General features: G+C 54.4%; 18 protein-coding genes. 10 read left to right on the plus strand and 8 right to left on the minus strand.

Features of this window, described 5'->3' with window-relative positions:
- Positions 1 to 712: 712 nt before the first annotated feature.
- The gene (locus LNA76_RS16210) at positions 713 to 1,507 is read left to right on the plus strand and encodes a uracil-DNA glycosylase (protein WP_230019470.1); all 795 of its coding nucleotides are present in this window, start codon (positions 713 to 715) and stop codon (positions 1,505 to 1,507) included.
- A gap of 30 nt (positions 1,508 to 1,537) precedes the next feature.
- Positions 1,538 to 1,891, plus strand: coding sequence for a hypothetical protein (locus tag LNA76_RS16215; protein ID WP_094195338.1), 354 nt, complete (start codon positions 1,538 to 1,540; stop codon positions 1,889 to 1,891).
- A gap of 334 nt (positions 1,892 to 2,225) precedes the next feature.
- On the opposite strand, the gene lipA is transcribed toward LNA76_RS16215, so the two are convergent.
- Complete coding sequence (lipA, locus tag LNA76_RS16220) at positions 2,226 to 3,230, minus strand: lipoyl synthase (RefSeq protein ID WP_094195337.1); 1,005 nt, start codon at positions 3,228 to 3,230, stop codon at positions 2,226 to 2,228.
- Between the two features lie 199 nt (positions 3,231 to 3,429).
- On the opposite strand from lipA, the gene LNA76_RS16225 reads away from it, so the two are divergent.
- Positions 3,430 to 4,221 carry an enoyl-CoA hydratase gene (locus LNA76_RS16225; RefSeq protein ID WP_108727109.1) on the plus strand — a complete coding sequence of 264 codons (792 nt, stop codon included), beginning with the start codon at positions 3,430 to 3,432 and terminating at the stop codon, positions 4,219 to 4,221.
- A 67-nt stretch (positions 4,222 to 4,288) separates the two neighbouring features.
- On the opposite strand, the gene lipB is transcribed toward LNA76_RS16225, so the two are convergent.
- The 5 genes from lipB to LNA76_RS16250 all read right to left on the minus strand — a co-directional run bounded on the left by lipB (position 4,289) and on the right by LNA76_RS16250 (position 8,140).
- Positions 4,289 to 4,951 (minus strand): lipoyl(octanoyl) transferase LipB, encoded by a 663-nt coding sequence (gene lipB / locus LNA76_RS16230; protein WP_230019471.1) that lies wholly within the window; start codon positions 4,949 to 4,951, stop codon positions 4,289 to 4,291.
- Positions 4,952 to 4,968: 17 nt separating this feature from the next.
- The gene (locus LNA76_RS16235) at positions 4,969 to 5,241 is read right to left on the minus strand and encodes a DUF493 family protein (RefSeq protein ID WP_094195334.1); all 273 of its coding nucleotides are present in this window, start codon (positions 5,239 to 5,241) and stop codon (positions 4,969 to 4,971) included.
- Positions 5,238 to 6,110, minus strand: a complete 873-nt coding sequence (locus LNA76_RS16240) for a D-amino acid aminotransferase (RefSeq protein ID WP_094195333.1) — start codon at positions 6,108 to 6,110, stop codon at positions 5,238 to 5,240. The genes LNA76_RS16235 and LNA76_RS16240 overlap by 4 nt, the downstream gene beginning before the upstream one ends.
- Positions 6,111 to 6,134: 24 nt before the next feature.
- Positions 6,135 to 7,364, minus strand: coding sequence for a serine hydrolase (locus tag LNA76_RS16245; RefSeq protein WP_203226730.1), 1,230 nt, complete (start codon positions 7,362 to 7,364; stop codon positions 6,135 to 6,137).
- 125 nt (positions 7,365 to 7,489) lie between these two features.
- Positions 7,490 to 8,140 (minus strand): alpha/beta hydrolase, encoded by a 651-nt coding sequence (locus tag LNA76_RS16250; protein ID WP_162496889.1) that lies wholly within the window; start codon positions 8,138 to 8,140, stop codon positions 7,490 to 7,492.
- Positions 8,141 to 8,197: 57 nt separating this feature from the next.
- Here LNA76_RS16250 and LNA76_RS16255 point away from each other — a divergent pair, with 57 nt between their 5' ends.
- From LNA76_RS16255 to LNA76_RS16270, 4 genes are all read left to right on the plus strand, one after another.
- Complete coding sequence (locus LNA76_RS16255) at positions 8,198 to 9,067, plus strand: biotin--[acetyl-CoA-carboxylase] ligase (RefSeq protein ID WP_108727107.1); 870 nt, start codon at positions 8,198 to 8,200, stop codon at positions 9,065 to 9,067.
- 38 nt (positions 9,068 to 9,105) lie between these two features.
- Positions 9,106 to 9,942 (plus strand): type III pantothenate kinase, encoded by an 837-nt coding sequence (locus LNA76_RS16260; RefSeq protein ID WP_230019472.1) that lies wholly within the window; start codon positions 9,106 to 9,108, stop codon positions 9,940 to 9,942.
- A gap of 335 nt (positions 9,943 to 10,277) precedes the next feature.
- Entirely contained in the window at positions 10,278 to 11,108 is an 831-nt protein-coding gene (galU, locus tag LNA76_RS16265) for a UTP--glucose-1-phosphate uridylyltransferase GalU (RefSeq protein ID WP_108727106.1), read from the plus strand.
- 253 nt (positions 11,109 to 11,361) lie between these two features.
- Complete coding sequence (locus LNA76_RS16270) at positions 11,362 to 11,571, plus strand: cold-shock protein (RefSeq protein ID WP_026483779.1); 210 nt, start codon at positions 11,362 to 11,364, stop codon at positions 11,569 to 11,571.
- 155 nt (positions 11,572 to 11,726) lie between these two features.
- Here LNA76_RS16270 and LNA76_RS16275 read toward each other — a convergent pair whose 3' ends face one another.
- On the minus strand, positions 11,727 to 13,052 hold the full coding sequence (locus tag LNA76_RS16275; protein WP_094195328.1) for a 3-deoxy-D-manno-octulosonic acid transferase: 1,326 nt from the start codon (positions 13,050 to 13,052) through the stop codon (positions 11,727 to 11,729).
- Complete coding sequence (gene waaC, locus LNA76_RS16280) at positions 13,049 to 14,065, minus strand: lipopolysaccharide heptosyltransferase I (RefSeq protein ID WP_094198233.1); 1,017 nt, start codon at positions 14,063 to 14,065, stop codon at positions 13,049 to 13,051. The genes LNA76_RS16275 and waaC overlap by 4 nt, the downstream gene beginning before the upstream one ends.
- Before the next feature lie 124 nt (positions 14,066 to 14,189).
- Here waaC and LNA76_RS16285 point away from each other — a divergent pair, with 124 nt between their 5' ends.
- From LNA76_RS16285 to LNA76_RS16295, 3 genes are all read left to right on the plus strand, one after another.
- Positions 14,190 to 15,089 carry a LysR family transcriptional regulator gene (locus tag LNA76_RS16285; RefSeq protein ID WP_094195327.1) on the plus strand — a complete coding sequence of 300 codons (900 nt, stop codon included), beginning with the start codon at positions 14,190 to 14,192 and terminating at the stop codon, positions 15,087 to 15,089.
- Between the two features lie 100 nt (positions 15,090 to 15,189).
- Positions 15,190 to 15,993: a putative hydro-lyase gene (locus LNA76_RS16290; protein WP_121737716.1), complete on the plus strand. Its 804-nt coding sequence runs from the start codon at positions 15,190 to 15,192 to the stop codon at positions 15,991 to 15,993.
- Positions 15,994 to 16,104: 111 nt separating this feature from the next.
- Entirely contained in the window at positions 16,105 to 17,151 is a 1,047-nt protein-coding gene (locus LNA76_RS16295; protein ID WP_094195325.1) for a TRAP transporter substrate-binding protein, read from the plus strand.
- Positions 17,152 to 17,193 lie beyond the last annotated feature (42 nt).

The raw sequence follows: 17,193 nt of genomic DNA on the forward strand, positions 1-17,193 counted from the left end.
CAAGCTTCGGTGCAGGCCTCTTGGCCAAGGCGGTGAAACTTGTCTAACTGCTCTCTGCGGCGCTTCCGGGAAAACCCTGTGTGTGCTGCAGCGAGAAAAGAACTATAGCACGATGATTTTCGGCTTGGCAAGTTTTTAACCTGAATATTTCATACAAAACAGATGGCTCACAGCGAATTTTCACTTAGGTTATTGTTATATATAAACAATCTAAAATGAAACAAAATAATACCAAACTGCCTATTATTCCTGTATAGCTGGACGGATACCAGAACTGGCAGGAGAAACACCAGAAAGTCATAGCGCAGAACAGGTAGATTCTGGGCTTTTTCTCTCTAGCTCGGCATCGTCTCTCTTGTTTCACACTAAATTCCTGCCCCAGAGTGTTTTTGCAGACAGACAGACAGACAGACAGACAGACAGACAGACAGACAGACAGACAGACAGACAGACAGACAGACAGACAAGATGAGCATGCAGTTGCGATCTTGGGGGGGACTGAACAGAAGGCTATCACCCTGGATCGCTAATCTAGAACTACGCCTGCAACACTCTATATAGAGCTGGTCGTCTCTCTATATAGAGAGGCATACCAAGCACTCTGCTTTTTGCCGTCAAACCTCCCTCTATATATAGACACCCCATCCAAGCAGATAGGTAGGCCACCTCTCCCCCATTACAATAGGCGGACAACTCACTCTGTATGCAGACTATGGCACGATCATCTTCTCAAGCTCCTGCGGCACAGCTCAGCCTGATTGGCGAGGAAATCCTCTCCGGCAATCTCCTGACCGAGAACATCCTGACTCAAGTTGCCCGCCTTCCCAGCGACTGGCGAGCCACATTGGATCGCCCGGAGCTGCAAGACATATTGGCGGCTCTGGCCAAGTGGCTGGACAAAGAGTGCCAGGATGGCGCCGCTATTTACCCGGCCGCCCCTTTCCGTGCACTGGAGCTACTGCCATTACAAAAAGTCAGTGTGGTGATTCTGGGCCAGGATCCTTATCACGGCCCCAATCAAGCACAGGGCCTGTCATTTTCTGTGCCCGACACCTGCCCGGCCCCACCCAGTCTGCGCAATATCTTTAAAGAGCTGGAACTGGAATATCCCGACACCGTGTTACCTAGCAGTCATGATCTGAGCAACTGGGGCCGACAAGGTGTCTTGCTATTGAATACATCGCTCACTGTAGAAGATGGTTTGCCTGCCTCTCACGCCAAGAAAGGTTGGGAGCAAATTACAGACTCCCTACTGATGAACCTGGCTCAGCAAACTACGCACCCTATTGTTTATATGTTGTGGGGTGCGCACGCTCAGGCCAAAGAGGCCTTGATTCAGCAGCACTCTCAACGTCCCTATCTGATTTTGAAGGCCAATCACCCTTCCCCCTTGGCTGCGCGCCGGCCCCCTGTGCCTTTTATTGGCTGCGGTCATTTCCACCAAGCCAATGACTGGCTCAAAGAGCAGGGGGTCACCCCCATTCAATGGTTTGCCACTGGCGCTTAACCATCCGTTCCCCTTACCTGATCCCGAACCATGCCTTTAAGCCCCGCTAATCCAGAATTAAGCTCTTCAGAACAACATGCTCTTTGGTCGAACGAACTGCTCGAACAATATAGCTGGCAATTCCAGGGGGAAACACCATTTGCCGTTCCCCTGGCAAGCCTTCCCTTACTAGATGAACTGTTCAAGTTTGTTAATGAGACCATCAAGGACTCTTTTGACCGCTCTTTATTCTGCTGGACTGATCTCAAACAAGACAGCAAAGGCCTGACGGCCTGGTATTTGGGCGTCGAAGATTACGACGAAGTGCTGGAGCCTTATATAGAGAGTTTGTCGACCCGTGCCCTGACACTGAGCGATGCAGTGGAGCCTCCAGCTTCTCGCTGAAAACGGTCAAGCGCCTATTCAAGAAGAATTCCAAAGGGTCGATTACGGCCCTTTGATTTTTACGATCATTCAACATACTCTCGTCGCAGCAAGCAGGGATAAGTAGATAGCCCAACGGACAAGAACTTCTCGTCCACTCACCTCACTCCACACAGCACCGGATCAAATAGCCGCGCAGCGACGAGATAGCCCAGCGTGGTTGGTTGATATAGCCTTCAACTGAACAAGGCGTGACTCACCCAGCCTCTTTATAAGAGCAGGCATAAAAAAAACCCGGCCAACCGACCGGGTTTTTCAAATAAAAGCAGCGCTTTATAACACCCCACCCTATCAATTAGGGCTGCACACCTGCGGCGTGCGCTTGCTGATCAGCGTGATAGGACGAACGCACCATGGCACCCACAGCAGCATGGGTAAAGCCCATTGCATAGGCTTCGCGTTCAAACATCAAGAATTCATCAGGCGTCACGTAACGCATCACGGGCAAGTGGTGGCCCGATGGTTGTAGATACTGGCCAATGGTCAGCATATCGATGTCGTGCGCACGCATATCGCGCATCACTTCCAGAATCTCTTCGTTGGTTTCACCCAAGCCAACCATCAAACCGGATTTGGTCGGAATGTCTGGATGCAGCTTCTTGAACTCTTGCAGCAGTTTCAAGGAGTGGTGATAGTCTGAACCAGGACGCGCCTGCTTGTACAAACGAGGCACCGTTTCCAGATTGTGGTTCATTACATCAGGCGGGCAAGCATTCAGGATGCCCAAAGCACGGTCCAGGCGTGCGCGAAAGTCCGGTACCAGCACTTCAATGGTGGTCGTGGGCGAATGCTCGCGCACCTGACGGATACATTCTACAAAGTGGGCAGCACCACCATCACGCAAATCGTCACGGTCTACGGAGGTAATCACCACGTAGGACAACTTCATGGCACCAATGGCCTTGGCCAGGTTGGCCGGCTCGTTCTCGTCCAGCGGATCGGGGCGGCCGTGGCCCACATCACAAAATGGGCAACGACGTGTGCACTTGTCACCCATGATCATGAAGGTTGCCGTGCCCTTGCCAAAGCACTCCCCAATATTGGGACAGGACGCTTCTTCACACACCGAAAACAGTTTGTGCTCGCGCAGTGTTTCCTTGATCTCGTAGAAACGAGAGTTTGGAGCAGCCGCCTTCACCCGAATCCAATCAGGTTTTTTCAAACGCTCTGCTTGCACAACCTTAATGGGAATGCGCGAGGTCTTGGCCTCGGCCTTCTGCTTTTGCGTTGCGTCGTATTCGACAACGCGAGGGCGCACAGTAGGTTTGGAATCGACGGACGTATCTGTAGGGGTGGTCATAAGCGTCTAAATAGAAAAACAGCATGCGAGCAGCATCACTAAACGATGGGCGCAGTGGCCAATTGTAGCCCCTTCGCTTTACAAGCGCCTAGAACAAGGGCGATAGTTTGTGCCAGACCCCTCTAATATAGAGGTCGCCTTAACGATGCAGCAACACCCGAGAATAAAACCTGCACATACTATAAGTACGGAGACTTGCATGTCACAAGAGTACCTAGCCGATCCCGTCCTGCTGGAACAACACCAGGGACTGGCCCGCATCACCTTGAACCGGCCCGCCAAGTACAACGCGCTGTCTGAAGAAGTGTTGGACTCTTTACAACACATTCTGGACAAGCTGGCCCAGGACCCCAGCTTGCAATGCGTCATCATCCAGGCGGAAGGCAAGGCTTTTTGCGCCGGGCACGATCTGAAGCAGATGCGTTCCCAGCCCGAACACGATTACTACCGGGATCTGTTCAGCCGCTGCAGCCGCGTTATGCAAGCCGTGCTGGCCTTGCCGGTGCCGGTGATTGCCCGTGTGCAAGGACTGGCCACCGCTGCAGGCTGTCAACTGGTTGCAACCTGCGATATGGCTGTGGCCACCGAATCCACCCGCTTTGCGGTATCAGGCATTAATGTTGGCCTGTTCTGCTCTACACCCGCTGTTGCCCTGTCGCGCTGCGTGCCGCCCAAAGCCGCTATGGAAATGTTGATGACCGGCGAATTCATCAGCGCCCAACGTGCTCAAGAGTTGGGGTTAATCAATTACGCCGTAGCCGAAGACCAGCTGGATCAAACCGTACAGAAACTGGCCGACAGCATCATGGCCAAGAGTCCGGTTGCCGTCCGTGCAGGCAAGGCCATGTTCTACCGCCAGCGCAGCCTGGCTATTGAACAAGCCTACGACTACGCCGGCCAGGTCATGGCTGACAATATGATGAGCAACGATGCCTGCGAAGGTATAGACGCCTTTATCGAGAAACGCGCGCCGCAATGGAGCGGAACCTGAAACCTAGGGATAAGTAAGCTATATAGTGAGAGCACCGCATGACGCAGTGCTTTCACAGCACCCGCCGCTACGCCATCGTTACAACTGTACGCAACGCTATCGCCCGGGCCAGATAATCAGACAAATACTGTGCAACCTCGTCCATGGGAACCACGATCCCTTGCGAGTGCATATCCGTTGTTTGCAGCCCTTCATAGCCACAGGGATTGATGCCGCTAAACGGGCTTAGATCCATGTCTATATTCAAGGCCAGTCCATGATAAGAGCGGCCATTGCGAATCTTGATACCCAGTGCGGAGATCTTGGCCAACTCCTGGCTTACCACCCCTTGCGGCACGTAGACGCCCGGCGCCCCCGGTTTGCAGCAAGCGCCCTTGACACCGAAATGCGTCAGACAGGCAATGACGGCCTCTTCGAGCAGGCGTACATATTCTTTGACGTACAGACCTACCCGGCGAAGATCAAACAGGCAATACACCATTAACTGACCAGGGCCGTGATAGGTAATCTGCCCACCCCGGTCGGTTTGCACCACGGGGATGCCGCCGGGGTTAAGCAGATGTTCCGGCTTGCCGGCCTGCCCCTGAGTGTAGACAGGCGTGTGCTCAACAAGCCAGATTTCATCCGGAGTCTCTGGCCCGCGCTGCTCGGTGAAGTCGCGCATTGCCTGCCAGATAGGTTCATAGGCGCTAGGCCGCTCAAACCATTTGATACGAACTGAGTCGGACATGAACGCCTGATTCCTGCTTACATCACCACGCGCACAAGATGATGCGCATGCAGGGCACGATACAGATTGTCCAGTTGCTCGCGCGAAACGGCACGCACGGTAAAAGTCAGTCCAGTGTAATTGCCCGCCTTACTGGGCCGCACTTCAATAGTGGCGGCATCAAAGTCTGGGTCATGTTCCAAAACGATAGCCAGCAATTCGTCTTGCAGTGTTTCATGGCTCTGACCCATGACTTTGATAGGAAAGTCACTGGGGTATTCAATCAACGATTCTTCAGGGGAAATTGTCATGCTTGCTCCGCAGCCTTGATAGCCTTGTCATAGCCTTCACGTAATTTGGCAAAGACAGGGCCGGGTCGTCCGTCACCGACGGGCTGACCGTTAAATACAACGATGGGCAGCACCTCTTTGGTGGCTGACGTCATCAAAATTTCATCGGCAGTATCGACCTCCTCTCGGGAGATCTGACGTGCCTGGAAGGCGATCCCCGCCTGAGCGGCCAGCTCTTCCATCAAACTGTAGCGCACCCCTTCCAGGATCAAGTTATTGCGCATGGGTGCCAGCAAGGTGCCGTCACGCACAATCCAGATATTGCAGGAGGCCCCTTCGGTCAGGAAACCGTCTCTGAACTGAATGACTTCATCCACACCGGCTTCGACCGCCTGCTGTTTGGCCAGTACATTGCCCAGCAAGGAAACGGATTTTATATCGCAACGCAGCCAGCGTTCATCTTCAATGGCCACCGCCGTCAAACCCGTCTCGCGTTCTTGCTGCACGCGCTTGAACGGCGAGACCATGATGAAGATACTGGGCGTCACATTGCTGGGGAAGGCGTGGTCGCGCTTGGCAACACCACGGGTCACCTGGATGTAGACCATGCAGTCGGCCCCGCGCCCCGAACGGGCCAGCATGTCCATCACCAGCTTTTCCCACTCACGGCGGGTAAAAGGGTTATGAATGCCCACTTTGGCTAGGCTGCGCTCCAAACGCCCCAGGTGCCCATCAATACGGAAAGGTTTTCCGTGATAGGCAGGTACGACATCATAAATGCCGTCGCCAAAGATGAAGCCACGATCCAGTACCGAGATCTTCGCTTCGCCCAAGCGCACGAAATCGCCGTTCAAATAAACAATGCTGTCAGGGTCAATGCCTGCAATCATAGGGGTCAGCCTCGCACCAAGGGATTACTCAAACATCAAGCGTACTTTGTCGGCCATACGACCGAAAAAGCCTGCCTCGGGCACATCCTGCAGCACCAGCAAAGGCTGCTCTGCCAGAACCTTGCCATCCAAGGACAAAGTCAGTGTACCGACCTTGTCACCCTTGCTCAACGGAGCCAGCAAAGGCTGGGTATAGTTAGCCACAGGCTTGATTTCCGACGACTTTCCACGGGGCACTGTCAACCACAAAGGCTGGGCGGTACCCAGGCCTACGTTCTCGACCTCACCTTCCCACACCCGAGCGGTGACAGCAGGATTGCTAGTGTCATACAGCTTGACCGTTTCAAAGTTCTGGAAGCTCCAGTTCAACAGCTTCAGACTATTTTCTGTACGGGCGGCATCGTTCGCCGTACCAACAACGACTGACACCACACGGCGGCCGTCGCGCAAGGCAGTCGACACCAGGCAGTAACCCGCCGATTGGGTATGGCCGGTTTTCAGGCCATCAACCGTGTTGTCCAGCCACAGCAGGCGGTTACGGTTGGGCTGCTTGATATTGTTATAGGTGTACTCTTTTTGGCTGTAGTAGTGCAGGTACTGGGGAAAACGGGCAACCAGTGCAGCAGACAACATGCCCAGATCACGTACCGAAGTCAGATGATCAGGGTCAGGCAAGCCGGTAGAGTTCTTGAAATGCGTAGCAGTCAAACCCAACTTGGCAGCCTCTTCGTTCATCAGGGCAGCAAAGGCCTCTTCGCTACCTGCAACGGCTTCGGCCAAGGCCACAGAGGCATCGTTACCCGATTGCACGATCACACCTTGCAGCAGATCGTTCACCGACACTTGCGAATTGACCTTTACAAACATGCGCGAGCCTTCGGTACGCCAGGCTTTCTCCGAAATCACAACAGTCTGATCCAGCTTTAAGCGACCGGACTCCAAAGCATCAAAGACCAGATAAGCGGTCATCAGCTTAGTCAGGGAAGCCGGTTCCACCTGTTCATTCAGCCCTTCAGCGGCAATGATCTGGCCGCTATTGACATCCATGGACAACCAGGCACGCGCCGTCAAGGCTGGTGCGGGTACCACGGACAAATCACCCGGCAAGGCAGGCGTCGGCGCCCCAAGCACTTGAGCCGATTCTGTCGGTGTGGGAGTTTGAGCCTGTGCCTGTACTGCCATAGGCAGTGCCAAGGCAAGTGCCACCACACAGCGGGAAAGGACCGGAGATGCAAATTTTTGAATAGAAGTCATGGAAAAAATCGATTGCTTTGACAGTGGCGGAAAGAGCCCATTATGGCAGAGCCATATAGGCCTGTGAGGGGCCAAGCCCCTGAGTCTGAGCAGGAAAACGCAACGATTTGAAAGCAAAATCCGACTTAGGTTCCAAGCCCAGCCAAATGTCGGCTGATCAATTCACGGAGCTGAATCAGCTTGCCATGAAAAAAGTGACCAGCCTCAGGCAACACGACCATGGGCAACTGATGCTCACGTGCAAAGTCCATGCCCTCGGACAAGGGAACAACGTCGTCGGTTTCGCCGTGCACCAACAAGGTATCGGCAGGAGGGCTGACATCGCGGAACCGGAAGCGATTGACCGCCGTGCCCGTCAAGATAAAAGCATGCGGCAACGGTGCCTGGGCGTCCTGCAGGCCGGCATACACTTGGGCAGCAACCGCTGTGCCAAATGAAAAACCAGCCAACAGGGATGGGCCGGAACTCCACTGTGGAAAATGCGATGGGAATTGCTCTATCAAGGCCAGCATATCGGCGGTTTCGCCACGACTGCTGTCGAACTGCCCGGCGGACTTTCCGACACCGCGAAAATCGGGGCGTACTGCCAGCAAACCGTGTTGGGTGGCGCTACGTGACAGGGTTGTCACGACTTTGTTATTACGTGCCCCACCATGCAAAGGGTGTGGATGCAGCAACAGAGCCCAACCCCTGGGCTCGCCTGTCGGCCAGTCCACAGCACAGTCAATAACACCAGCCAAGCCGGAAAATTGGATTGTATCTACGCGTTCAGACATGCTCAGATCAAATATCACATAAGATTACGTTTAACTCGTCCAGTGTACCGGATTGTCATGAATACCTCTTCTGCATTCACCTTACCCAGCCCTCGCGATATGGTGGCAGAGCTGCGTACGCGCTTGCCACATTTCCCCCAGATCCACTGGGTGGATTCGACTGAATCGACAAACGCGGATTTGCTCGCTCTGGCTCGTCAAGAATCGGGACCACGTGTGCGACCTTGGTTATTAGGCGCGCACCTGCAAAGCCGTGGCCGTGGGCGTGCTGGGCGCACGTGGGAAAATAGCGTTGGCGCAAACCTGATGTTTTCCTGTGCCTTCGATATTTTTCTGCCTGCACGGCAATTGCCTACACTCTCACCGCTATCGGGTCTGGCAACGACAGAAGCCCTGCGCCTGTTTCTGGAGCCGGCGGTTCGTAATCGTCTAGCCATGAAATGGCCTAATGACGTGCTGTGGGATCAGGCCAAGCTATCCGGCATTTTGGTAGAGGCCACCCGCGCCAGCGCTGCGCCCAGCTCCAGTGATCATCATGTGGTCATTATTGGTATAGGCCTGAACCTGCGCGAAGCGGCAACCATCAGCCAAAACACGCAGCGCGCCATTGCGGACTGGACCAGCATTGTGGAACACTCCCAGCAAGCATCCCTGGCACGATGTTCGGACATTGTGGCCAAGGTTGCGCAAAGCCTGTACCTGAGCCTGAACCATGTCACAGCCCACGGCTTTGCTGATCTGCCGACACGCTACGCACAGGTAGATGCGCTGATTGGCCAACAAGTCCATATCATTGACAACGGCCAAGTCCTGCATACCGGTATCGTGACTGGCATCAACACGTCGGGGCAATTATTGTTGCGTCACCCCGATGGTACGGAACGGGCGGTCACCGTGGGCGAAGTTTCCGTTCGCGCCCAACGCTGATCGCTATACTGCACTCTTTTCAGCTCTGACGACCCGGCATGACCCTGCTTATCGACTCTGGTAATACCCGCATCAAATTGGGGTGGTGCCATCCCTTAACCGGTGCGCGCGAAAGCCAGCCGGTTAGCCTGCATGCAGACCAATTGGATCAATTGGCTGTTTGGCTGGAAGCAGGTCAGGCTCCCTTGCAAGAATTCGCCAATCAAAAGGGTGTGCAAGCGCTGGGGGTGAATGTGGCAGGCCCACAGGTACAAAAACAAATTGACGCGGCCGTCAGTCATCTGGGTTTAGGCCCGGTACGCTGGCTACAGGCACAAGAGCAGATTTTTGGGCTGCACAATGATTATGAACAGGCCGGGCAACTGGGCGCCGACCGCTGGGCTTCTTTATTAGGGCTCAGCGATTTGCTGGCCCAGGAATATCCTGCCCAGCAAGGGGCCTTGCTGATCAGCTTCGGTACTGCCACGACGATTGATTTGCTGGGACCCGAACAAAATGGCGTGCGCCACTTTCTGGGTGGGTCCATTTTGCCCGGCCCCAGCTTGATGCTGGCTTCACTCAAACAAAATACGGCACAACTTCCTGAGGCCCACGGGCAGACAGCGGCTTTCCCGCGCAATACCCAAGCCGCCATCAGTACAGGAGTTGCTGCGGCACAGGCTGGAGCTGTGTTACGGCAATGGGAGAGAGGGCGTCAGCATCTGGGGCATAGCCCATTGGTGTTTCTGGCCGGCGGTGGCCGCGCTCTGGCGCAGCAAGAACTGTTAGAACAATTAAGTCACCATTGCCGCCTGCTCAATATAGAGGTACCCCAGCTGCACGAGCTGGAAACGCCTGCTTTGCGTGGCCTGGCGCTGTTTGCCGCCCATTTGTAAGCCAGAATGGGTTCCACAACGGGCTTTCAGCGTCAGACAAGCAGGGAGACCCTTAGATACGATTGGCATTAAAACGGATGAACTTAAACTCCCCTACCCGTACAATCTTGGGTTGAACTGTATTTTTCAGGGCATCTGCGATGCGACTGCTTTTCATACTGATCCTGGTGGCAAACGTCGCCCTTCTAGCTTTTGGACAAGGCTTTTTCGGCACACCTCCCAGTGAGCAAGGGCGTGAGCCTCGGCAGTTTTCGCAGCGAAACCAGGATGCCATTCAACTTGGAACTCCGGCTCATCCCGCGCCAGCTTCACCTTGATCCTCGATTGACGACACTATGAAACCCATACGCAAAGCTGTTTTCCCCGTCGCCGGTCTAGGCACACGTTTTCTGCCGGCCACCAAGGCCATGCCCAAGGAAATGTTGCCAATCGTCGACAAACCACTGATTCAGTACGCTGTCGAAGAAGCGGTTGCCGCCGGAGTCACCGAACTGATTTTTATTACTGGCCGCAACAAACGTGCCATTGAAGATCATTTTGACAGCATCCCGGAACTGGAACACGAGCTGGAAGGCAAGAACAAACTGGAGCTGTTGGATGCTGTTCAGAACATCGTCCCCAGCCATGTAAGCTGTATTTACACCCGCCAGCCACGCGCGCTGGGTTTGGGCCATGCTGTGTTGTGTGCCGCCCCCATCGTCGGCAACGAACCCTTCCTGGTTCTACTGGCAGACGATCTGATTGACGCTATCACACCGGTATGTCGGCAACTGGTTGAGGCGGCGCATCAATACAACGGCAGTATTGTGGCAACTCAAAATGTAAATAGAAATGAAACGAATAAATATGGAATCGTTTCGGGTAATGCCGTCGACTCCAAAGCCACTCGATTAAATGGAATTGTTGAAAAGCCAGCACCGGATGTTGCTCCTTCCACACAAGCCGTTGTGGGCCGTTATGTATTAGAAGCAGAAATATTTGACCACCTGCGACGCACTCAAGCAGGGGTAGGTGGAGAGATTCAATTAACGGATGGAATTGCCAGCCTTTTGAAAAGCCGCCCGGTATATGCATATGAATATGAAGGCACACGTTACGACTGTGGTAGCAAGTCCGGTTTCTTTCATGCTACGCTTGAATTTGGTCGGAAATACCACGGACTTTAACGAGGGGCGCAGAGGGGTCCGTTGCAATAACAAGCTTGGTTGTAATTGTTGATCAAACACTGCCTGAAAACCACGCAAAGGGCGATTTAGCTTGACTTACAGGCCAAATACCCCCTACGATTGGCGGTGCAGGATTTCAAGTTCGTCGAAGTTTGTTCAATACGGTATTGTTTCTAATACTCATTGCCCTGATTTTTACATCTTGACAATCTTTTTTGAGCAGATTGCTCGTCATTTTTAGGGAATGCAGGAAATGCAAACAGAAACCGGTATCGTGAAATGGTTCAATAACGAAAAAGGCTACGGCTTTATCTCCCCCGACAACGGTGGCAAAGATCTTTTCGTTCACCATTCCGACATCTTGGGCACAGGCTTTAAATCCTTGGAAGAAAACCAACGCGTTTCGTACGTGTCGGCTGAAGGCCAGAAGGGCCCACAAGCTAAGAGCATCCAGAAACTGTAAATCGATTTCGATCAGTTTTTAGATCTCAAAAAAAGCCCGCTTAATGCGGGCTTTTTTATTTGATTTGATTCAAATCAAGACAAGCTGTCTTCAAATTACCACAAACTCAAAAGCACATAAAACCTAATACTTTTAGCTAATAAACAGCTCGGTATTTAATCGCGAATTTGTGCCAATCCAGAAAGTACACGTTGCACTGCACCTTGATGCATCTGGACCCAATGCAAACCCGAATCAGCCATCTTGTTGTGACGTGCCGGATCGTCCACTAATTCCAATGCTTGTTGCAACGCCAAGGCTGGCGTACTGGCCCGTATCACAGCACCTGCCTGCATGGCATCTTGCATGGCCTGGGCAAAATGATGAGTATGCGGGCCCACAATCACAGGGACACCGACTGCGCAGGCTTCAATAAAATTCTGTCCGCCCAAAGGCTGGAAGCTACCCGCCACAATGGCCACGCGCGCCAAGCCGTAATACCAATGCATTTCACCTAGGGTATCGCCCAAAAGCACATCAACCTCTCGGCAGGCTTGAATCGCACTCGTACTGGTATCGCCCTGTTTCAACAGCTCACTACGTCGCACCGAACGCAAGCCTAGCTGGTTCAGATAGTCTGCCGCTTCCTCAAAGCGCTCGGGGTGACGCGGAATAACGACAAACAAGACTGGGCGATGCAGTTCGCTGCCATGCTCGCGTTCGCGACGCAAATAGTGGGCAATAGCATCCATGAAATCGGCATGCTCGGTCTCACGCGTACTGGCAATCACCACCACACGCCGCCCCAGCTCGCTGGCAAAGCCACGACCACGAGCAATCTTGTCCTGCGGCAAGACCACATCAAACTTAAGATTCCCAGATACGCGCACTCCCTGAGCTCCCGCCAGCTCCAGTCTTTGGGCATCGGCCAGACTTTGTGCATAGATCAGTTTGAAGGAACGGTAGGCCCCACGCATGACCGAACCCGCCTTCAAACTGGTTCGCAGCGCACTTTCCGAAAACCGAGCACTGGCCAGCATCATGGGAACACCTTGTCGGCGCGCTGCAGCCAGCAGATTGGGCCACACTTCGCGTTCAATCAACACCCCGGCACATGGACGGTAATGCGCGAAAAAACGCCGTACCGAGCCGGGAAAGTCGTAAGGCAGCCATTGCTGCAACAACTGTCCACTTGCGATCTCGGCGGCAAATGCTTGTGCCCCTTCTGCGCGGCCCGTGACGGTCATATGGGTCAACAAGACCGTCTCGCCTTGATCCAACAAGGCACGAATCAAAGGCTGAGCGGCACGCGTCTCACCCAAACTGACTGCATGTACCCACACCGGCGCCTTCTGAGGCACAGGCAGGGAACCATAAAAACCAAAGCGAGGGCCCGATAACACCTGCCAGTCACCACCAGCACGACGGGCACGCACACCCATCCAGGCCATCAAGGCTGGAGCCAGGAGACGAATGGAGGCAGTATAGAAAAATCGGTTCACCCGCTAAGCCTCGATGTAAGACCGGCAGCCGCCAAGCCCGGTTCAGGCATCTGCGTCCGCCCCAATGCCTGATCGATCGCACAGAGCACTGTTTCTGCCGAAGGAGGATGCCCGCGCTCGCCCAGGCTGGCAGTATAGGCAGAACCTTCCAAAGGGGTACGTACTGGGGTCGAGGCCTTATAGATACCGATAGTGGGACGGCCCAGGCCGGCCGACAAATGGGTCAAACCGCTATCCAGGCCCACCATGACCTGGGCTCCAGCCAATTGCAAAGCGATAGGCGTCAAATCCATTCGTGGCATGACCTGTGCCTGACTGCGGCCAGCTATCAGGGCTTGGGCACGTTCAGACTCGGTAGGGCTGCCTGCCAACAAGCGCAGTGCCAAGCCTTCACCTTGCAGGCGGTCAAAGACCTGCTGCCAGTTCTCCGGCTCCCAGAGCTTATCGTCGCGACTGGCTGACGGCATGATAATGGCGTAAGGATTTTCGTCCTTGGGCGCTTGTGCGGCCAAACCCTGCAAACCAAAATCGGGCGCACCTTCGAATTGATAGCCGAAGGCCGAAGCGGCCAAGCTGCGCTGACGGAAAACGGCCGGCTGCCAAAACCCGACGCGATGACGCACGTCATAGAACAACGAGGCCAGCGGCTCACGCGCAGACTTCCAGTCCAGACCATGACGGCGGCCTTTCGTTTGGCGCACCAGCCAAATGGATTTCATCAAGGCCTGCATATCGAGCACCACATCGTATTGGCGCGACTGCAACTGTTCTCGCAGGGCGGCACGTTCCTGGCGTGTCTGGGCAGACCACCATTGTTTGCGCCAACGCCGATGCGCCACCGGAATCACTTCATTTACTGCCGGATGCCAGCCCGGAATCTGAGCAAAGCTCTCTTCCACAAGCCAATCTATTTGTGCACCGGGCACATAGCGTGCAATGTCCGAGATCGCTGGCAGCATATGCACCAGATCTCCCAAAGAGGACGTACGCACAATCAGTATCTTGCAAGTCATGGGCGAATTATAGTGGTGGGCGCGTTCAATCAAACAAAGATACGGAAAAATATCCGTCAGCTCTAGTTCTGAGCGCCGATGGCGATCAGGCATAATAAGACTGCCTATTTTCTGGACCGGAAACATGATTGATCTCAAACAGATCGAAGCCTTTGTATGGGTTGCCGAGCTTGGCGGTTTCCGGGCAGCTGCCGAAAAACTCAACACGACCCAACCGTCTATTTCTCAGCGTATTGCCGGGCTGGAATCCAGCCTGGAGCTACGCTTGTTTGATCGGGGCGCCCGGGGCATCAAACTGACCGACAAAGGCCAGGAGCTGTTATCGCACGCACAGCGCATGCTGGATTTACGCACCGAGATGCTGCGCGCAGCCAAAGAACAAAATGCCATTCGCGGCCTGCTGCGCCTGGGAGTGGCTGAAACCATTGTCCAGACCTGGCTGCATGAGCTGATCGACAAACTGCATCAGGAGTACCCTTCCCTGGTCATTGAAATCCACGTCGACACCACTAGCGTGCTGCGCCAGCAACTGGCCAGTTTCCAGATTGATATGGCGATGATCGTAGGCGTGGGCCAGGACCCAAAAGAGCAGTGCATTCGACTTTGTGCTTATCACTTAGGCTGGGTCGCCAGCCCCGAATTGAAACTGCATGGCCGAAAAGTCAGTGTTTCAGAGCTAGGGGTTTACCCTGTAATCACCTATCCTTCTGGTAGTGTTCCCTACCTGGCCACACGCGAAGCGCTGCTGCGTGCCGGCGTCAAATCTCCCCGTATTTTTGGCAGCGCATCCCTGAGCACCATCGTGCAAATGACACGCCACGCCATGGGTCCAAGCGTACTTGCCCCCGACGTCATAAAAGACGAGCTTGCCGAGGGAAAACTGCGTCTTTTGAAGGTTGATCAGCCACTGCCAGCGATCGAATTCTTTGCCTGTTGGATGGACTCGCCAGACAGCCATATTGCCCGCGTCGTCGCTGACCATGCACAAGCAATCGCCCAACAATACGTGCAGTCCGATAAGTAATCTTTATAGCCTTGGATTCAAACATACGATTGGACACACATTATCCGATCGGTTGCAATCCGATGCTGTGATCAACCCCCTTTTGTGCGAGTGGTCATTCATGAACCTGCAAACCCTGCCTGTGTTGGCGCCCGAGGCCCAAAAATGCCGCGAGCTGATCCGTCGAGAAACCCATACTGGTCCCACTGCGGGGCTGGCGGCAGGCTATGTGCAGGCCAACCTGATGATCCTGCCCAAAGACTGGGCCGATGAGTTCTTGCTGTTTTGTCAGCGCAACCCCAAACCCTGCCCTTTATTGGCCGTGACCGAACCCGGCCAGTTTCAGGTGCCGACCCTGGGTGGCTCGATTGATCTGCGCACGGATTTCCCTCGTTACCGTGTCTGGCACAACGGCGAGCTCAGTGCCGAGCCGCTGAACATCGAAGCAGTCTGGCGCGATGATCTGGTGTCCTTTCTGATTGGCTGCTCCTTCTCGTTTGAAGAAGCGCTGCTGGCCGATGGAATTGATGTACGCCATATCAGCACGGGGGTAAATGTGCCCATGTATCGCAGTTCGATTCAGACTCAGGGCACGCAGCGCCTGTCGGGCCCTTTGGTGGTTTCGATGCGCCCCATGCGTGCGGCCGATGCCATCCGCGCTATTCAGATCACCTCGCGCTTTCCGTCCGTGCACGGTGCTCCGGTTCATATCGGCGACCCGTCCCTGATTGGAATCAGCGACCTGCAACACCCCGACTATGGCGATGCCGTGCCAGTCGGTGCCGACGAATTACCCGTTTTCTGGGCTTGCGGCGTCACCCCTCAAGCCGTTGCTGCCCAGGCCAAGCCGCAGTTTTGTATCACACATGCCCCTGGACATATGTTGATTACCGATCTGCCCAACACACGGCTGGCCGCGCTTTAAGCAAGATTAGACCGGTACCCCCGGTCGCCCCTTTGGTTTCAATATGCAGCCCCTGCAAACAGGGAGCGCACTCTATCAACCATACAGCTGGACCGCTATTAGGAGCACCTTATGAAAAAAATCGTACTGACCTCCCTGGCTTTAGGCTCACTGGCCCTGGGCTCTGCTGCCCTGGCCCAGGATCTGCCCAAGACTTCCCTGAAAGTTGTCGGTGGCTTGAGCAACCTGACCGCCTACCAGAACACCGAGCAGCCCTTCTGGACCAAGAAAGTGCCTGAGCTGTCCGGTGGTCAGATCACCGCTGATATCAAGGGCTTTAACGATATGGGCCTGAAAGGTCCTGAAATCATGCGCTTGATCGGTCAAGGCGTGATTCCTTTTGGTACTGCTACTCTGGCCTACTTCGCCAGTGACAACTCCATCAACGAAGCCATCGACCTGGCTGGCCTGGCTCCCGATATCGACGTAGCCAAGAAGCTGACCGACGCGTTCACTCCTGCTTACGAGCAGTTCTACGCCAAGAACAACGTCAAGGTACTGGGTTTCTCCACCTACCCTGCTCAAGTTCTGTTTTGCAACGGCAACTTCAATGGCCTGAGCGATCTGAAAGGCAAGAAAGTGCGCACCAGCAGCCGTACACAGGCTGAATTCGTTCAGGCTCTGGGCGGCAACAGCGTCACCATTCCATTTGGTGAAGTGGTTCCAGCTCTGCAAAACGGTGTGGTCGATTGCGCCATCACCGGCTCCATGTCCGGCTACTCGGCCAAGTGGTACGAAGTCAGCTCCAAGCTGTACGAAATGCCCATCAACTGGAACCAGCAGATCCACGCTGCCAACCTGGGCTCCTGGAACAAGCTGGATCCTAAAGTTCAAGAATTCCTGGCCAGCAACATCAAGGCCATGACCGAAGAGATCTGGGTTGCCGCTGCCAAGGAAACGCAGGAAGGTTATGACTGCAACACCGGCGCCGATGCTTGCACACAGCCGGTAAAAGGCAAGATGACCCTGGTCAAGCCAACAGACGCTGACCGAGAGCTGCTGAAAAAAGTCATGAGCGAAACCGTGGTGCCCAAGTGGGCCGAGCGCAGCTCCGCTGACACCGTGGCCGCTTTTAACACCAGCCTGAGCCCGATCCTGGGCTTTGAAGCCAAGAAGTAATCTGACTTGATGTCACTGCCAAGCGGCGCTCCTTCTCGCACC

The sequence above is a fragment of the Alcaligenes sp. MMA genome, from assembly GCF_020907215.1.
GTDB lineage: Bacteria > Pseudomonadota > Gammaproteobacteria > Burkholderiales > Burkholderiaceae_B > Alcaligenes > Alcaligenes aquatilis.